At 65.1% G+C, this 14,766-nt stretch carries 15 protein-coding genes; 12 read left to right on the top strand and 3 right to left on the bottom strand.

Features of this window, described 5'->3' with window-relative positions; all coding sequences use genetic code 11:
* The first annotated feature begins 114 nt into the window (after positions 1-114).
* From AB3G31_RS20170 to AB3G31_RS20160, 3 genes are read left to right on the top strand one after another with little or no spacing between them, the layout of a single operon-like run.
* The gene (locus AB3G31_RS20170; protein ID WP_367847828.1) at positions 115-1,062 is read left to right on the top strand and encodes a hydroxymethylglutaryl-CoA lyase; all 948 of its coding nucleotides are present in this window, start codon (positions 115-117) and stop codon (positions 1,060-1,062) included.
* On the top strand, positions 1,055-2,245 hold the full coding sequence (locus tag AB3G31_RS20165) for a CaiB/BaiF CoA transferase family protein (RefSeq protein ID WP_367847827.1): 1,191 nt from the start codon (positions 1,055-1,057) through the stop codon (positions 2,243-2,245). Before AB3G31_RS20170 ends, AB3G31_RS20165 begins: the two co-directional genes overlap by 8 nt.
* A 51-nt stretch (positions 2,246-2,296) precedes the next feature.
* A complete protein-coding gene (locus tag AB3G31_RS20160; RefSeq protein WP_367847826.1) occupies positions 2,297-3,235 on the top strand; it encodes a LysR family transcriptional regulator in 939 nt (312 codons plus the stop codon).
* Positions 3,236-3,263: 28 nt separating this feature from the next.
* Here AB3G31_RS20160 and AB3G31_RS20155 read toward each other — a convergent pair whose 3' ends face one another.
* Positions 3,264-3,578, bottom strand: a complete 315-nt coding sequence (locus AB3G31_RS20155; protein ID WP_367847825.1) for a PsiF family protein — start codon at positions 3,576-3,578, stop codon at positions 3,264-3,266.
* A 122-nt stretch (positions 3,579-3,700) separates the two neighbouring features.
* On the opposite strand from AB3G31_RS20155, the gene argS reads away from it, so the two are divergent.
* The 8 genes from argS (at position 3,701) to AB3G31_RS20115 (ending at position 11,663) form a co-directional block, all read left to right on the top strand.
* A complete protein-coding gene (gene argS / locus AB3G31_RS20150; protein ID WP_367847824.1) occupies positions 3,701-5,374 on the top strand; it encodes an arginine--tRNA ligase in 1,674 nt (557 codons plus the stop codon).
* 12 nt (positions 5,375-5,386) lie between these two features.
* Positions 5,387-6,088: an SPOR domain-containing protein gene (locus AB3G31_RS20145; RefSeq protein WP_367847823.1), complete on the top strand. Its 702-nt coding sequence runs from the start codon at positions 5,387-5,389 to the stop codon at positions 6,086-6,088.
* An 82-nt stretch (positions 6,089-6,170) separates the two neighbouring features.
* Complete coding sequence (locus tag AB3G31_RS20140; RefSeq protein WP_367847822.1) at positions 6,171-6,824, top strand: thiol:disulfide interchange protein DsbA/DsbL; 654 nt, start codon at positions 6,171-6,173, stop codon at positions 6,822-6,824.
* A 99-nt stretch (positions 6,825-6,923) separates the two neighbouring features.
* A complete protein-coding gene (gene lptA, locus AB3G31_RS20135; protein ID WP_367847821.1) occupies positions 6,924-7,544 on the top strand; it encodes a lipopolysaccharide transport periplasmic protein LptA in 621 nt (206 codons plus the stop codon).
* A gap of 5 nt (positions 7,545-7,549) precedes the next feature.
* Complete coding sequence (gene lptB, locus AB3G31_RS20130) at positions 7,550-8,305, top strand: LPS export ABC transporter ATP-binding protein (protein WP_367847820.1); 756 nt, start codon at positions 7,550-7,552, stop codon at positions 8,303-8,305.
* A 7-nt stretch (positions 8,306-8,312) separates the two neighbouring features.
* On the top strand, positions 8,313-9,890 hold the full coding sequence (locus tag AB3G31_RS20125; RefSeq protein ID WP_367847819.1) for an RNA polymerase factor sigma-54: 1,578 nt from the start codon (positions 8,313-8,315) through the stop codon (positions 9,888-9,890).
* Between the two features lie 125 nt (positions 9,891-10,015).
* On the top strand, positions 10,016-11,224 hold the full coding sequence (locus AB3G31_RS20120) for a class I SAM-dependent RNA methyltransferase (RefSeq protein ID WP_367847818.1): 1,209 nt from the start codon (positions 10,016-10,018) through the stop codon (positions 11,222-11,224).
* Positions 11,214-11,663, top strand: coding sequence for a putative toxin-antitoxin system toxin component, PIN family (locus AB3G31_RS20115; protein ID WP_367847817.1), 450 nt, complete (start codon positions 11,214-11,216; stop codon positions 11,661-11,663). The genes AB3G31_RS20120 and AB3G31_RS20115 overlap by 11 nt, the downstream gene beginning before the upstream one ends.
* Here the strand turns inward: AB3G31_RS20115 and AB3G31_RS20110 are convergent.
* Positions 11,644-13,302: an FMN-binding glutamate synthase family protein gene (locus AB3G31_RS20110; RefSeq protein ID WP_367847816.1), complete on the bottom strand. Its 1,659-nt coding sequence runs from the start codon at positions 13,300-13,302 to the stop codon at positions 11,644-11,646. The genes AB3G31_RS20115 and AB3G31_RS20110 overlap by 20 nt on opposite strands.
* A 61-nt stretch (positions 13,303-13,363) precedes the next feature.
* Here AB3G31_RS20110 and AB3G31_RS20105 point away from each other — a divergent pair, with 61 nt between their 5' ends.
* Positions 13,364-14,185 (top strand): UPF0149 family protein, encoded by an 822-nt coding sequence (locus AB3G31_RS20105; RefSeq protein WP_367847815.1) that lies wholly within the window; start codon positions 13,364-13,366, stop codon positions 14,183-14,185.
* Between the two features lie 53 nt (positions 14,186-14,238).
* On the opposite strand, the gene AB3G31_RS20100 is transcribed toward AB3G31_RS20105, so the two are convergent.
* Positions 14,239-14,724, bottom strand: a complete 486-nt coding sequence (locus AB3G31_RS20100; protein ID WP_367847814.1) for a nuclear transport factor 2 family protein — start codon at positions 14,722-14,724, stop codon at positions 14,239-14,241.
* Between the last annotated feature and the right edge of the window lie 42 nt (positions 14,725-14,766).

Raw genomic sequence — 14,766 nt, 5'->3', positions numbered from 1 at the left:
AAACGATGGGCCTACTGTATTCCAACCCTTAAGGCGTATTAAAAAGATTAAATTGCATTTATACGTGACAAAATTGATGGTAATAGCCCGCGGGCTTCTCTACAGAGGATGTGTATGGCCACGGTAATCCCGCCGCCCCTGGGCGTGTTGATCAGCGAAGTGGGGCCGCGCGACGGCCTGCAGTCGGTGGCCGCCACCATGGCCACAGCGCACAAGCTGCGCTGGCTGGATGCCCTGCACGCCAGCGGCATCCGCGAGGTGGAGGTGGGCTCCTTCGTGCCGCCCAAGCTGCTGCCGCAAATGGCCGATGTGGCCGAAGTGGTGCGCCACGCCCTGGCACTGCCCGGCTGGACGGTGATGGCCCTGGTGCCGAACCTGCGCGGGGCCGAGGCGGCGCTGGCCGCGGGCGTGCACAAGCTGACCATCCCCGTCTCCGCCAGCGCGGCGCACTCGCTGGCCAATGTGCGCAAGACCCGCGAGGAGATGGTGGCCGAGGTGGCGCGCATCGTCGCCCTGCGCAACGCCACCGCGCCCGCCGTGCCCATCGAGGTGGGCATGTCCACCGCCTTTGGCTGCACCCTGCAGGGCGCGGTGGCGGATGCCGAGGTGCTGTGGCTGGCCAGCGAGCTGGTGCGGGTGGGGGTGGACGAGGTGGGCCTGTCGGACACCACCGGCATGGCCAACCCGGCGCAGGTGCGGCGCCTGTTCCTGGCGCTGCGTGCCGAGATTGGCAGCAAGGCCGGGGCGGCCCACATGCACAACACCCGCGGCCTGGGCCTGGCCAACTGCCTGGCCGCGTATGAAGCCGGTGTGCGCACGTTTGATGCGTCGCTGGGCGGGCTGGGCGGCTGCCCGTATGCGCCGGGCGCCTCGGGCAATGTGGTCACCGAAGACCTGGTGTTCATGTTCGAGGCCATGGGCATTGCCACCGGCATCGACCTGGCCACGCTGTTCCAGGCCCGCGCCCCTTTGCTAGCCGGGCTGCCCGGCGAAGCCATCTACGGCATGACCCCCGAGGCCGGTCTGCCCAAAAATTTCACCCAAGGATCCCAGAATGTCTGAAGCCAACGCGCTCCCCTACGCCCACATCCGCGTTGTCGAATTCACCCACATGGTGATGGGCCCCACCTGCGGCCTGGTGCTGGGCGACCTGGGGGCCGAGGTGATCAAGGTCGAGCCCATCGGCCATGGCCGCGAGGGCGACAGCACCCGGCAGCTGCTGGGCTCGGGGGCAGGCTTCTTTGCCCTGTTTAACCGCAACAAGAAAAGCCTGGCGCTGGATCTGCAAACCCCCGAGGGCAAGGAAGCCGCGCTGCGCCTGATTGCCACCGCCGACATCGTCAGCGAGAACTTCAAGCCCGGCACCATGGCCAAGCTGGGCCTGGACTACGCCACGCTCAAAAAGCTGAACCCGCGCCTCATCTACGTCAGCCACAAGGGCTTTCTGCCCGGCCCCTACGACCACCGCACCGCGCTGGACGAGGTGGTGCAGATGATGGGCGGCCTGGCCTACATGACGGGCCGCCCCGGCGACCCGCTGCGCGCGGGCACCAGCGTGAACGACATCATGGGCGGCATGTTTGGCGCCATCGGTGCCATGGCGGCCCTGGCCCAGCGCGAAAAAACGGGCCTGGGCCAGGAGGTGCAGAGCGCGCTGTTTGAAAACAATGTGTTTCTGGTGGCCCAGCACATGCTGCAGTACGCGGTGACCGGCCAGCCCGCCGCGCCCATGCCTGCCCGCATCTCGCCCTGGGGCATTTACGACGTGTTCAGCGTGCAGGGCGGGGAGCAGATCTTTCTGGCGGTGGTCAGCAACACGGCCTGGAAGGTGTTTTGCGAGGCTTTTGATCTGGGCGATTTGCAATACGACGCGCGTCTGGCCAGCAACAACGACCGGGTGCGCGCCCGCGAGTGGATGATGCCGCTGCTGCGCGAGCGCATGGCCGCCTTTAGCGCCGCCCACATCGCCGAGGTGTTCGAGCGCAATACGCTGCCGTTTGCGCCCATCACCCGCCCACACGACCTTCTGGACGACCCCCACCTCCAAGCCACCGGCGGCCTGGCCCCCATGCAGCTGCCCGATGGCCGCGCCACCCATACCGTGCTGCTGCCCCTGACGCTGGACGGCCAGCGCCCCGGCCTGCGCCTGGACCCGCCGCGCCTGGGCGAACACAGCGCCGAACTGTTGCGCGAGCTGGGCTACTCCGACGCCGAGATCCAGTCCTTGATGCTATTGAATAAATAGCTGCTTGCGCCCATGCAATAAGCGCTAGGGCCCTATTTTTTATAAATCGCCATGGACCGCCTGAAAACCCTGGAATCGTTCGTCGCCGTGGTGGCGCGCGGCAGCCTGACCGCTGCAGCCCAGGCCGAGGGCGTGGCCCCGGCCATCATCGGGCGGCGGCTGGACGCGCTGGAGGAGCGCCTGGGCGTGAAACTGCTGCTGCGCACCACCCGGCGCATCAGCCTCACCCACGAGGGCAGCGCGTTCCTGGAAGACTGCCAGCGCGTGCTGGCCGACCTGGCGAATGCCGAGGCCAGCGTGTCGGCGGGTGGCATGCAGGCCAGCGGCCACCTGCGCGTCACTGCGCCCGCCGGCTTTGGCCGCCGCCACGTGGCCCCGCTGGTGCCCTGGTTCCGCGAGCAGCACCCGGACGTCAGCGTGACCCTGAACCTGAGCGACCGGGTGGTGGACCTGGGCGGCGAGGGCTTTGACTGCGCGGTGCGCGTGGGGGATTTGCCCGACTCCAGCCTGGTCAGCGTGCGCCTGGCCGACAATCGCCGACTGTGCGTGGCCACCCCGGCGTTTTTGAAGCGCCATGGCACACCGCAGCAGCCCGCTGATTTGGCCAAGTTCGACTGCCTGGCTTTGTCCAGCGAGGCTTCGCAAACCCGGGGCTGGGCGTTTACCGTGCCGGGCACCGACCGTGCCGAGGTGTTCTACGCCAAGCCCAGCGGTCCGCTGAACTGCTCGGACGGCCAGGTACTGCACGACTGGTGCCTGGCGGGCTACGGCATTGCCTGGCGCAGCACCTGGGAGGTGGAGTCCGAGATCGCCAGCGGCCAGCTGGTGTCGGTGCTGGACGCTTTCGCCGCGCCGCCCAACGGCATCTACGCGGTGTTTGCCCAGCGCAAGCACCTGCCGCTGCGGGTGCGGCTGTGGATTGATTTTTTGAAGCTGCACTACGGGCAGCCGGGGTTCTGGACCGGGGCGGACGTAAAAAAACCCGGCTGACCGGGTTCTTCTAGAAGCGGGGAGGGGGTTAGCCCTTTAAGCACTCGCTCATGAACTTCTTGCGCTCGTCGCCCTTTTTGCCGGTCGCGTCCTTGTTGCAGGTCACCATCTTGCTTTGCTGGGCCGTTTTGCCGTCATCGGCGGCGGGGGCTTCGGCCTTGGCGCTCAGGCAGGTTTTCATGAAAGCTTTGCGCTCATCGCCCTTGAGCGCCTTGGTCTTGGCATCGGCATTGCAGGTGGTCATTTTGGTCTGCTGGGCGGTTTTGGGCTTGTCTTCGGCGTGGGCCACGCCCAGCGAAAAGGCCATGCCCAGGGCGGCGATCAGGGGGAAGAGTTGTTTCATGCAAGCTCCAAAAGTGGGGGAAATGGAAGTAATCCTGTGTACAACGCCATGCTGCACCAGACGATTGCACCCTATAACGGCGCATCCTGCAAGTCGGATGACGGCCCCCGTAAAATCGCCGCATGCTCTCAGTCAAACATGAATTGCTCGCGGCGCTGGCCGTCGGGCTGGAAAAAATTGCCCCCGGCGCCGGTGCCAAAGCCGCGTTCGAGTCCCCCAAGGTCGCGGCCCACGGCGATTTCGCCTGCACCGCCGCCATGCAACTGGCCAAGCCGCTCAAGCTGAATCCGCGCCAACTGGGTGAAAACCTGCGCGCGGCCCTGCTGGAGCAGCCTGCGTTCGCCAAGTGGGTCGAGGCCATCGACATCGCCGGGCCGGGCTTCATCAACATCAAACTGAAACCCGCCGCCAAGCAGGAAATCGTGCGCGAGGTACTGGCCGCCGGGGCCCGCTTTGGCGTGCAGCCCGCCAACGGCCAGCACATCCTGGTGGAATTTGTCTCGGCCAACCCCACCGGCCCGCTGCACGTAGGCCATGGCCGCCAGGCCGCTTTAGGCGACGCGATCTGCAACCTCTACGCCACCCAGGGCTGGGACGTGTACCGCGAGTTCTATTACAACGATGCGGGCGTGCAGATCGGCACCCTGGCCACCAGCACGCAGATGCGCGCCAAGGGCTTCAAACCCGGCGATGCCGAATGGCCCGAAGCCGCTTACAACGGCGACTACATCGGCGACATTGCCACCGACTTTCTGGCGGGCAAGACCGTCAAGGCCGACGACCGCGAAGTCACCGCCTCCGGCAATATCGACGACCTGGACTCGATCCGCGCCTTTGCCGTGGCCTATCTGCGCCGCGAGCAGGACCTGGATTTGCAGGCCTTCCAGGTGAAGTTCGATAACTTCTACCTCGAATCCAGCCTGTACACCAGCGGCAAGGTGGATGCCACGGTGCAGCTGCTGCAAGACGCAGGCAAGACCTACGAGCAAGACGGCGCGCTGTGGCTGCAGTCCACCGACTACGGCGACGACAAGAACCGCGTCATGCGCAAGACCGACGGCAGCTACACCTATTTTGTGCCCGATGTGGCCTACCACATCGCCAAATGGCAGCGCGGCTTCACCAAGGTGGTCAACATCCAGGGCACCGACCACCACGGCACCATCGCCCGGGTGCGCGCCGGGTTGCAGGCGGCCAACGTGGGCATCCCGCTGGGCTATCCCGACTACGTGCTGCACACCATGGTGCGGGTGGTGCGCGGCGGCGAAGAGGTCAAGATCTCCAAGCGCGCCGGCAGCTACGTCACCTTGCGCGACGTGATCGACTGGACCAGCAAGGACGCGGTGCGTTTCTTCCTGCTCAGCCGCAAGCCCGATACCGAATACACCTTCGACATCGACCTGGCCCGCTCGCAAAACAACGACAACCCGGTCTACTACGTGCAGTACGCCCATGCCCGCATCTGCAAGATGCTGCGCGACTGGGCGGGCGATGTGGCCAGCTTGCAGGGCGTGGACCTGTCCAGCCTGCTGGTGCCCCAGGCCCAGACCCTGATGCTGCAACTGGCCAAGTATCCCGAGATGCTGACCAACGCCACCGAGGGCTTTGCCCCGCACGACGTGACCTTCTACCTGCGCGAACTGGCCGCCAATCTGCACAGCTACTACGACGCAGAGCGCGTGCTGGTGGACGACGAGCCGCTCAAATTGGCCCGTCTGGCCCTGGTCGCTGCCTGCGCCCAGGTACTGCACAATGGTTTGGCGGTACTCGGTGTGAGTGCCCCGGAGAAAATGTAAGTGACAGCACGTATGAAAAAGCAAAAGCAAAGCGGCGGCACCATCATCGGCTTCATCGTCGGGGTGGTGGTGGGCTTGGGATCGGCGCTGGCGGTGGCGGTGTACGTCACCAAGGTGCCGATTCCGTTCATGAGCGGCAAGACCCAGATCAGCGGTGCCGACCACGACGCCGCCGAAACCCAGAAGAACAAGGACTGGGACCCCAACACCCCGCTGCACGGCAAAAACCCGGTGCGTCCGGTGGCGCCGGCGGCGTCGCCTGAACCGGCTCCCGAGCCTACCGTGGCCGTGCCGCCGCCCGCCGTGGTGCCAGCGGCCCCGGCGGCGTCGGTGGCGGCCAAGCCGGTGGCCAAGCCCGAGCCCAAACCCGCCACCAGTGCGCCGGCCACCAGCGCCGACCCGCTGGGCGATCTGGCCAAGGCCAAAGCCAAGGCGGCACCGAGCACCGCCGCACCCGCCCTGGCCCCGACCGCCGAGCCGTTCGAGTATTTCGTGCAGGCTGGGGCTTTCCGCACCACCGAAGACGCCGAAGCCCAGCGCGCCAAGCTGGCCATGATGGGCATGGAAGCCAAGGTTACCGAGCGCGAGCAGTCAGGCCGCACCGTCTACCGCGTGCGCATGGGCCCCTTTGCCAAGCGCGAAGATGCCGAGCGCGCCAAAGACAAGCTGGAAAGTGCCGGTGGCGACACCACCCTGGTCCGCGTACAGCGGTAGTCCGGCGTTGTATTTACCGTGGGCATCCGGGCTGAACTTTTTCAACCCAGCCCCGTCTGACCCCCACAAGGAGTGATTAGCAATGAAACGTCGTGAGTTTTCCCTGACCTCTGCCAGCGTTCTGGCGGGCTCGGCCCTGGTTCTGTCCCCTGTCGGTAGCGCCCACGCGCAGGGCAAGCCGCCTGTGGCTGGCACCGATTACCTGGTGCTGGACAAACCCGTGCCCACCGAAGCCCCGGCGGGCAAGGTCGAGGTGATCGAGTTCTTCTGGTACGCCTGCCCGCATTGCTTTGCCTTTGAGCCCGCGCTGACCGCCTGGCTCAAGAAGCTGCCCAAGAATGTGGCTTTCCGCCGCGTGCCGGTGGTGTTCCAGGACAGTTTCGTGCCGCCGCAGAAGCTGTACTACACGCTGGAGGCCATGGGCCAGTTGGAGGCGGTGCACGAAAAGGTGTTCAACGCCATCCATGTCGAGCGCCAAAAGCTGGACAAGGACAACCTGGTGATCGAATGGGCCGCCAAGCAGGGCCTGGACAAAGCCAAGTTTGTGGAAACCTACAACTCGTTCTCGGTGGCCACCAAGGTGCGCAAGGCCGCGCAACTGCAAGAGGCCTACAAAGTCGCCGGTGTGCCCGCCATGGGTGTGGCCGGACGCTTCTACACCGACGGCACGCAAGCCCAGTCGATGGAGCGTGGCCTGACGGTGGTGGATTACCTGGTGTCGCAGCAAAAAACCTGACCGGTCGCCCGCGTACCGCACCTATGAGCCCGCTTTTGCGGGCTTTTTTCTGGGCTACCCGAATCGACCGGTACAATCATCTGCAAGATTCGTGCCTCTATGAAAAACGCCTACCACACCTTCCTACTCTTGTTGCTGTGCACTTGTGCGGGCAGCGCTGCCTGGGCTGAAAAAGCCGACCGCCTCAAGCCCATGAACGTCGAGTCCGATGCCATGCGCTACGACGACCTGAAGCAAACCAACGTGTTTACGGGGCGCGTGGTCATGACCAAGGGGACTATCGTCATCCGTGGAGCCCGTGTAGATGTGCGCCAGGACGCCGAGGGCAACCAGTTTGGCGTGGTCACCGCCGAGCCCGGCAAGCTGGCCTACTTCAAGCAAAAGCGCGACGGCGTCGACGAATACATCGAGGGCGAAGGCGAAACCATCGAATACAGCAGCAAGCTCGACAACGTGCGTTTCATCAAGCGCGCCGTGATGCGCCGCCTGCTGGGCAGCAAGGTCAATGACGAAGTGACCGGTGGTGTCATCGTCTACGACAACACCACCGATGTCTTCACGGTGGACAACGGCACGCCCGCGAACAACCCCGGTGGCCAGAACGGTCGGGTCCGCGCCATGTTGACTCCCAAGGTGGTGGCCCCGGTGGCCTCTGCGCCAGCGGGCTCCGCCAGCCCCGCGCTGCGACCCAGCACCACGTTGGAGGGCGCGCAAAAGTGAAGGCCGTGGCAGAGGTTGTAGACAGTCGCCTGGAGGCCCGCCATTTGCAAAAGGCCTATGGCAGCCGCAAGGTCGTGAAGGACGTGACCCTGGCGGTCAAAAAAGGCGAAGTGGTGGGCCTGCTCGGCCCCAATGGCGCGGGCAAGACCACCTCGTTCTACATGATCGTGGGCCTGGTACGGGCCGATGGCGGCAGTATCTCCATCGACGGCCAGCCGGTCGAGCACATGCCAATCCACCGTCGGTCGCGCCTCGGCCTGAGCTATTTGCCGCAAGAGGCCTCGATTTTTCGCAAGCTCACGGTGGAAGAAAACGTGCGTGCCGTGCTGGAGTTGCAGCATGGCGAGGACGGTAAATCGCTGACCAAGGAGGCGATCGAACAGCGCCTGACCGCCTTGCTCGAAGACCTGCGGGTGGAACACCTGCGCCAGTCCAGCGCCCTGGCCCTGTCGGGTGGCGAGCGCCGCCGGGTGGAGATCGCCCGCGCCTTGGCCACCCAGCCGCGTTTCATCCTGCTCGACGAGCCGTTTGCCGGTATCGACCCGATTGCGGTGATCGAGATCCAGCGCATCATCGGCTTCTTGAAGTCGCGCGGCATCGGCGTGCTGATCACCGACCACAACGTGCGCGAGACCCTGGGTATTTGCGACCACGCCTACATCATCAGCGACGGCCATGTGCTGGCCGAAGGTACGCCGTCCGAGATCGTGGACAACGCCGATGTGCGTCGGGTCTACCTCGGCGAGCACTTCCGCATGTGATTGCACGATGAAGCAAGGCCTTTCCCTACGCGTTTCCCAGCACCTGGCGCTCACGCCCCAGTTGCAGCAGTCCATCCGCCTGTTGCAGCTCTCCACCCTGGAGCTGAGCCAGGAAGTGGACCAGATGCTGGACGACAACCCGTTTCTGGAACGCAACCTGGACGACGCACCCCGCGAAGAGTTTGGCCTGGCCCAGGCCGACACGCCCGTGAGCGCAGGCGACCGCGAAACCGAATCTGCTCCTACTTCTGTAGCTGAATACACAAGCGAGACCAGCACCGAGGGCTCAAATGACTCAGAGTCGCCGCTGACCGGTGGGGACGACACCAGCTGGGATGGCGACGGCACCTCCGAGATGAAGCCCGACGACAGCGAGTGGGGCGGCGACGCACCCGCCCGCCAGAACAACCTGGGCGAAGACGGCGAGGCCGATGCCACCGAGCTGGCCCGCAACCAGGAATCGCTGACCAGCTTTTTGCACCGCCAGGCACTGGCGCTGCGCCTGGGTGAGGTAGACCAGGCGGCGCTGCGCTTCCTGATCGAGTCCCTGAACGACGACGGCTACCTCGAAGACGACCTGGCCAGCCTGGCCCAGGGCCTGGCGGGCGACGACCTGGAGGCCCAGGAAGAGCTGGTGCACCGCTTCACCGTCGCCTTGGGCCTGCTGCAAAGCCTGGAGCCCGCTGGCGTGGGTGCGACCCATCTGGGCGAATGCCTGGTGTTGCAGCTCAAGGCGTTGCAATCCACCATGGGCAACGACCCGGTGCGCAAGATCGCACTGCGCATCTGCCGCCAGCCCATGGACCTGCTGGCCCGGCGCGACGTGAAGCGCCTGGCCCAGCTCTGCCACGCCACCGATGCCGACATCAAACTGGCCATTGCGCTGATCGCCCGGCTGGAGCCCAAGCCTGGCCGCCGCTTTGTGGATGTGGAGCGCAACATCGTGGTGCCCGACGTGATCGTGGCCAAAGTGGGGCGGGGTGCCAACGCCAAGTTCCGGGTGGTGCTGAACCCCGAGGTCATGCCGCGCCTGCGCGTGCACGACATCTACGCCAACGCCCTGCGCCAGCACAAGGGTGGCGGCAAGGACTCTTCGAACAACGCCGCCCTGCAGCAGCGCTTGCAGGAAGCCCGTTGGTTCATCAAGAACATCCAGCAGCGCTTCGACACCATCTTGCGGGTCAGTAACGCCATCGTGGAGCGGCAAAAAAGCTTCTTCAGCCACGGCGCGCTGGCCATGCGCCCCTTGGTGCTGCGCGAGATTGCCGACGAACTGGGCCTGCACGAGTCCACCATCAGCCGCGTCACCACGGCCAAGTACATGGCTACGCCCTACGGCACCTTCGAGCTGAAATACTTCTTCGGCTCATCCCTGGGCACCGAGACGGGCGGCAATGCCTCCAGCACGGCGGTGCGCGCGCTCATCAAGCAGTTCGTTGCCTCCGAAGACCTGAAAAAGCCGCTCAGCGACAGCCAACTGTCGGATATGCTGAAAGAGCAGGGCATCGAATGCGCCCGCCGCACGGTAGCCAAGTACCGCGAAGCCTTGCGGATCGCGCCGACGAATCTGCGCAAGGCGCTGTAGCGGACTCCTGACCAGTCCCTGCGTGTGCGGGTCCTGCCCGGGGGACTGGCAGGCCAAGATGCCCCTATGGGATACTCCACGCCTCCCAGCGGACCCGCTCCGCGCCCCACTTTGGCACCGACTCCATGAACCAACTCCAATTATTTTTACCCTGCGCCGCTGGCGTGGAAGAGCTGCTGGCCGAAGAGGTGCACGCGATTACCGGGCTGCAGGGCGAGGATTTGCGCTCGCACCGGGGCGGGGTGCTGGTGCGCTCGTCGTGGCGCGATGCGATGCGGCTCAATTTGCACAGCCGCCTGGCGCAGCGGGTGCTGATCGAGCTGTCCAGCACGCCCTACCGCAACGAGCAAGACCTGTACGAGGCCGCGAGCAACGTGGCCTGGGAGATCTGGTTTACGCCCAAGCAGAGCTTCAAGATCGAAGTCACCGCGCAACACAGCCCGCTGACCTCGCTGAACTTCGCCGCCCTGAAGGTGAAAGACGCGGTGGCCGACCGTTTCCGCTTCAAGACTGGCGTGCGCCCCGATGTGAACGTGCAGTGGCCCGACGCGCGCATCTACCTGCACCTGACCACCGAGCACGCCACCATCTACATCGACACGTCGGGTGACGCGCTGTTCAAGCGCGGCTGGCGTGAAGACAAGGGCGATGCTCCGCTGAAGGAAACCCTGGCCGCCGCCATGATTGCCGCCAGCGGCTGGGACGGCACCACGCCCTTCTACGACCCCTGCTGCGGCAGCGGCACCATCGCCATCGAGGCTGCGCAGATTGCCTGCAACATCGCCCCGGGCAGCCTGCGCCGCTTTGGCTTCGAGAAGCTGCTGCCGTTCCAGCCCCATGTGTGGTCGGCCATCCAGGACCAGGCCGCCGAGGCCGAGCACGAGCCGCAGGCCCCCATTTTTGGCAGCGATGTGGCTTTCCGGATGGTCGATTTCGCCACCCGCAATGCCGAGCGCGCCGGGGTCACGGGCGTGGTCGAGTTCCGCGGTGGCGATGCCTTGCAGCGCATGCCGCCCGCGCCCTCGGGCGTGATGCTGCTGAACCCGCCCTACGGCGAACGGATCGAGGTGGCCGGTGTGGCCGGTCGCCGCGAAGCCGCGCAGACCGACGACGGTGGCAGCGACTTCTTTCCCCAACTGGCCACCCACTGGAAGCGCAACTACGCGGGCTGGACCGGCTGGATCCTCACGCCCGACCTGAAGCTGCCCAGCAAGATGCGCCTGAAGGAATCGCGCCGCGTGCCGATGTGGAACGGCCCCATCGAATGCCGTTTGTTCCGCTTCGACATGGTGGCCGGGTCGGCGCGGCGCGGTGCCGACACCGATGCCAAATAAGCCGCTGGAGCTGGGCGCGGGCCCGCACACGGTGGTGATCGACACCAACATCGTGCTGGACGTGTTCATCTTTGACGACAAGGCCTCCAAGCCCTTGCAGCCCGCCCTGGCCAGTGGCCAACTGCGCTGGCTGGCCACACAGCACATGCGCAACGAGCTGGAGCGGGTGCTGGACTACGCACACATCGTACCCAAGCTGGCCTACTACCAACTCAGCAAGGCCGACGTGCTGGCCCGGTTCGACCGCTACGCCACCCTGGTGGAGGTGGCCCCGCGCGTTACAGCCATCTGCAAAGACCCCGACGACCAGTGCTTTATCGACCTGGCCGTGGCCCACCAGGCGCTGCTGCTGAGCAAGGACAAAGCTGTGCTTTCCATGAAAAAAAGGCTGCTAGCGCTGGGTACATCAGCGCAAGCAGCTATTCAATTTGTAGCGTAAAGCTGTCGGCGCTGGCGCGCGGCCAGTAGAACTTGTAGACGTTGGGCAGGGCGCTGATGTCCCGGTCGAGCAGGGCATCCAGCGGCAGCGGCGGCATGATGCTGACCAGCAGCTTGACCCCGGTTTCATTGACCCGCCGCACGATGTGGTGGGCGGTGATGTCGCCCGGGTGCATCAGCCCGGCGGCCTGCACCATCTCTTTCAGGGCCTTGAGCGTGTTCTGGTGGAAGTTGAACACCCGCACCGCCTTGTCAGGCACGATCAGCGCCTGCTGGCGCACCGGGTCCTGGGTGGTCACGCCCGTGGGGCAGTGGCCGGTGTGGCAGGCCTGGGCCTGCAGGCAGCCCAGCGCAAACATGAAGCCGCGGGCCGAATTGCACCAGTCGGCCCCCAGCGCCATCATCCGTGCGATGTCGAAGGCGCTGACCACCTTGCCCGCGCAGCCCAACCGGATGCGGCTGCGCAGGCCCACGCCGCGCAGGGTGTTGTGCACCAGTTGCAGGCCCTCTTGCAGTGGCGCGCCCACGTGGTCGGTAAATTCCAGCGGAGCCGCGCCGGTGCCGCCCTCGGCCCCGTCCACCACGATGAAGTCGGGCGTGATGCCGGTGGTCTGCATGGCCTTGACCATGGCGAACCATTCCCAGGGGTGGCCGATGCACAGCTTGAAGCCGGTGGGCTTGCCGCCCGACAGCTCGCGCAGCCGGGCGATGAACAGCATCATCTCGACGGGCGTACTAAACGCGCTGTGGGACGAGGGCGAGACGCAGTCCACCCCCTCGGGTACGCCGCGGGCTTCGGCGATCTCGGCACTGACCTTGGGGCCGGGCAGCACGCCGCCGTGGCCAGGTTTGGCTCCCTGGCTGAGCTTGAGCTCGATCATCTTGACCTGCGGATTGGCGGCGTTGGCGGCAAAGCGTTCGGGGTTGAAGCTGCCGTCGTCGTTGCGGCAGCCAAAGTAGCCCGAGCCGATTTCCCACACCAGGTCGCCGCCGTGGGTTTTGTGGTGCACCGAGATGGAGCCCTCGCCCGTGTCGTGCGCAAAGTGGCCCTGCTTGGCCCCCTGGTTCAGCGCCAGGATGGCATTGGCCGACAGCGCGCCAAAGCTCATGGCCGAGATGCTGAACACGCTGGCGCTGTAGGGCTGGGTGCAACTGGAGCTGCTGGCCTGCAGCCCGGTGCGGCTGTCCAGCCCGATGGTGGTGCGAAAGTCGTGCGACGGCGTGACGGTGGGGGCCACCGAGTGGTTGATCCACTCGTAGCCCTCGGCCAGCACATCCAGCTGGGTGCCAAACGGGCGCTTGTCGATGTCGCTCTTGGCGCGCTGGTACACCAGCGAGCGCTGGGCGCGCGAGAAGGGGTTGGCATCGTTGTCGGCCTCGATGAAGTACTGGCGGATTTCCGGGCGCACGTACTCCAGCATGTAGCGCATGTGGCCGATCACCGGGTAGTTGCGCAGCACCGACTTTTTGGTCTGCCGCAGGTCAAAAATTCCCAGCCCCACCAGGCCGCCAAACACCAGCAGCGGCAACAGTCCGGTGTGCAAGGCCACCAGGCTGAACAGGCTCAGCAGCAGGCCCATCACACACAGCCCCATGGCGGTATAGCGGATGGGGTAGACCGTATTCAAGTATTCCAACATAGACATTTCTCCTGGGCGCGATGCTACTGGCTAAACTGGGGCTTTGCCACCGGTGATCTTCATGACCTCGACTCCCCTTTCCCCCTTGCAACCCGAAGACTTTGATGCCCTGGACCTGATCCTGGAAGATCTGCGCGAGCGCTATGACGAAACCCCGCAGTGGGAGTTTTGCGAAGGCTTCATGGCCGCCGTCATCTGTGGCCGCAAGCCCATCGCCCCCGAGGAATATCTGTCGGTGCTGCTCGACATCGGCGAAGACGGCGAAGGCAGTTTTGCCGACGAAGCCCAAAAAGAAGCCTTCATGGCGTTATGGAATCGCCGTTGGGACGAGGTGACCGCGGCGCTGGATGCCGAGGATGTGCGCAACCTGTCGGACGAGAAAGCCTACTCCCCCGAGGTGTTGGACGTGCGCGGCATGATGCTGTCGCTCAGCCCCGAAGAACGTGCCGAAGCCCTGCAGGGCGAAGAGGAAGAGGACGGTCCGCTGCCCGCCTTCGGCCAGGTGTGGGCCCTGGGCTTCATGTTTGCGGTCGAATCCTGGCCCGAAGAGTGGGTGGCTCCGGCCAAGGACAAAGAAGCCGTGAAGGCGCTGGATGCCGGCCTGGAGGCCATCGTGGCACTCACCGAAGACGACACCGGCCCGGCCGAAGTCTCCGCCTATGGCCCCGACGAAGAAGGCGGTGAAGAACCGCCCCCCAGCATGTCCATGGCCCGCATGGAAGCCTTCGGCGAAGCCCTGTGGGCGGTGTACGACCTGCGCGCGCTGTGGCGCAGCATCGGCCCGCGGGTGGAAACCGTGCGCGTCGAAGCCACGCCGGGCCGCAACGACCCATGCCCTTGCGGCAGCGGCAAAAAGTACAAAAAGTGCCACGGCATGACCTGAGACAGGGTCTGCAAACGCCGTGAGCCTCTATGGTATTTTTTGAAGGTTGAGGCTCACGGCTTCGCCAAAAATTTCTGCAAATTGGCGGCGGCCTTTCGGCGCACCTGGGTACGCAGAAACGGCGTCCAGCCCAGCAGCAGCCCCGGCGTGCCCAGTGCCTGGCGCGACCAAGCCCAAAAATCAAACCGGTCCACCTGGTTCACGATCAGCCCTTGCGGGTTGAAGCTGAAACTGCTGTCGATCCGGTTGTGCACCAGCCGTCCGGTCGCGCTGAACCGGTAGTGCGCCTCCCAGTGGGCCTGGCCGGTGGTTGCATCGGCCTGCAGGCCACTGAACTCCAGTTTCCACACGTCCCGGCCCTGGGTGCGGGTGGCCGCACACAGCATGCGCCACATGCCGCCAACCTCCCGCTGGCCCCGCAAGGAAAACACCGCATCCTCGAACTGCGCCTGCGGCGCATAGCAGGCCGCCATGGTGTCTGCATCGAGTTGGGCGAAGGCGGTGTAGAAGCGTTCCAGCGTGGTTTGGTGGGCGTGCATGGCTTTATTCGAGTTTCAATTTATTACATTTTGAATGCATTG

This window comes from Rhodoferax sp. WC2427, assembly GCF_040822085.1.
In the GTDB taxonomy this organism is placed as follows: domain Bacteria; phylum Pseudomonadota; class Gammaproteobacteria; order Burkholderiales; family Burkholderiaceae_C; genus Rhodoferax_B.
Note: the sequence above shows the minus strand (reverse complement) of the source record. Positions and strands in the feature narration are given on the sequence as shown.